The sequence below is a fragment of the Candidatus Erwinia dacicola genome (assembly GCF_001756855.1).
GTDB classification, from domain to species: Bacteria; Pseudomonadota; Gammaproteobacteria; order Enterobacterales; family Enterobacteriaceae; genus Erwinia; species Erwinia dacicola.
Genome location: NZ_MAYS01000262.1, coordinates 1 through 2,234 on the forward strand (window position 1 = coordinate 1; position 2,234 = coordinate 2,234).

Sequence of the window (2,234 nt, forward strand, 5' to 3'; positions counted from 1 at the left end):
CGGGCTGTAGCTCACCTGACGCTGTCTGAGCGCGAGGAAATACGAGCCGGTTTGTCAGCCAAAATGAGCATTCGTGCGATAGCTACTGCGCTGAATCATAGTCCTTCGACGATCTTACGTGATGTTCAGCGTAATCGAGGCTGGCGCTATTACAAAGCTGTTGATGCTAATAACCGGGCTAGCAGGATGGCGAAAAGACCAAAACCGTGCTTACTGGATCAGAATTTACCGTTGAGATAGCTTGTCCTAGAAAAGCTGGAGATGAAGTGGTCTCCAGAGCAAATATCAGGATGGTTAAGGCGAATGAAGCCGCGTCAAAAAACACTGCGAATATCACCTGAGACAATTTATAAAACGCTGTACTTTCGTAGCCGTGAAGCGCTACACCAGCTGAATGTACAGCATCTGCGCCGGTCGCATAGCCTTCGTCATGGCAGACGCCATACCCGCAAAGGTAAAAGAGGTACGATCAACATAGTGTGAACGGAACGCCAATTCACGAACGCTTCCAGCATATCGATAACAGACGCTCTCCGGGGCACTTGGAAGGCGATTTAGTATCAGGCACAAAAAACTCGCATATAGCCACACTTGTAGACCGAAAATCACGTTATACGATCATTCTTAGACTAAGAGGCAAAGATTCTTTACTCAGTAAATCAGGCTCTTACTGACAAATTCGACAATACTTTTCCAAAAAGACATGCCTTGCCCAATATACTCAACATGAGCTGGATCAGGTTGCAGCTCAGCTAAACAACAGACCAAGAAACATACTGAAGCTCAAAACACCGAAAGAGATAATTGAAAGGGGTGTTGCGTTGACAGATTGAATCTATAACTCTTAATGTCGGACTCACCCAACGGTTCACGGTAGTCAGCGGACTGAGAGCGCGATACCGGGTCGCTGCGTTGTGTCAGACTTTTGAAGTCCATCGCAGCAGCTACAGGCACTGGCAAACTTCAGCGAATGAGCCCGACGGCGGGCATGTAACCAAGCGCAGCCAGGTCATGGAAGCTCTGTACACGACGTGTATCTGCCAGTGAAATTGCCAGAAATATCGGTATCAGTCGCACGGTATTGTATAAATGGAAAGATGAAATTATAGGCAACGGGGCTTACTAGGTCATGCACAAACACAAGGTGCCTTCCCCTGAGGAGGAGCGCGATGCGCTGTGGGAAGAAATTGCCCGATTTAATCAGGAAATACAGCGTCAGCAGATGGAGCTGGATACCCTGAAAAAAGCGAAGGAAATCATAAGAAAAGACCCGGGCATCAGCGTCAACACTCTGACAAACAGGGAAAAAACAAAGATCGTTGATGCCCTGAGAGAAACGTATCCTCTGGCAGAACTGCTGAGTGTCTTGACGCTTGCACGTAGCAGCTATTTTTATCACCGGGCGGCTCTGCGTGCGGGAGATAAATACGTGACCGTTCACACCACAATGGCAGAGGTCTTTAACGGTAATTACGGTTGTTATGGCTATCGTTGCCTGCATGCGATGCTCAGGCAGGAAGGTCTGCGGCTCTGTGGAAAGGTGGTGCGCAGGCTGATGGCGGAAGAGCAGCCTGTTGTCAGTCGTTCCCGTCGCCAGCGCTACAAAGCCCCGCGCCCGACAATCTACTCGCCAGAGATTTTAAAGCGGCGCAGCCTAATCAAAAATGGCTGACGGATATCACGAAGTTCCAGCTTCTGGCCGGTAAAGTGTGGTTGTCGCCAGTGGCGGACTGCTTCGATGGCAAAGTGGTGAGCTGGTCGCTCAGTACACGCCCAGATGCAGAACTGGTCAATACGATGCTAGAAAGCGCGATCGGCACGTTAAACGTAGACGACTGTCCGATCATCCACAGTGACAGAAGCGGGCATTACCGCTAGCCGGGCTGGCTGGCGCGGGTGAATGCGGCAGATCTTATCCGCTCGATGTCCCGCAAGGGGTGTCCACTGTAGTGGTCAACTAATACTGGCCACAGCATTAGACTGTAAGTAGTACAGCCGCTCAGATTCGTTGGGCGTCAGACCGCCGTTATACTAGTGGGGCCTGATAGCGCTGTAATATCCCGTTATATAGCGGATTATCGCGCCCTGGGCTTCGCTGAAGCTGTTATAGCCCTTCGTCGGCACCCATTCGGTCTTCAGGCTCCGGAAGAACCGCTCCATAGGGGCGTTATCCCAGCAGTTTCCCCGTCGACTCATACTCTGCTTTATCCTACAGCGCCACAGCGCCTGCCGAT

At 50.8% G+C, this 2,234-nt stretch carries 3 pseudogenes; 2 read left to right on the forward strand and 1 reads right to left on the reverse strand.

Annotation, left to right across the window (positions count from 1 at the left end):
• Together BBW68_RS16265 and BBW68_RS17780 are read left to right on the forward strand one after the other, a co-directional pair.
• A pseudogene (locus tag BBW68_RS16265) lies at positions 1-833 on the forward strand (IS30 family transposase); the annotation flags it as partial.
• Between the two features lie 185 nt (positions 834-1,018).
• A pseudogene (locus BBW68_RS17780) lies at positions 1,019-1,941 on the forward strand (IS3 family transposase); the annotation flags it as partial.
• A gap of 12 nt (positions 1,942-1,953) precedes the next feature.
• Here BBW68_RS17780 and BBW68_RS16280 read toward each other — a convergent pair.
• Positions 1,954-2,234, reverse strand: a pseudogene (locus BBW68_RS16280) (integrase core domain-containing protein); the annotation flags it as partial.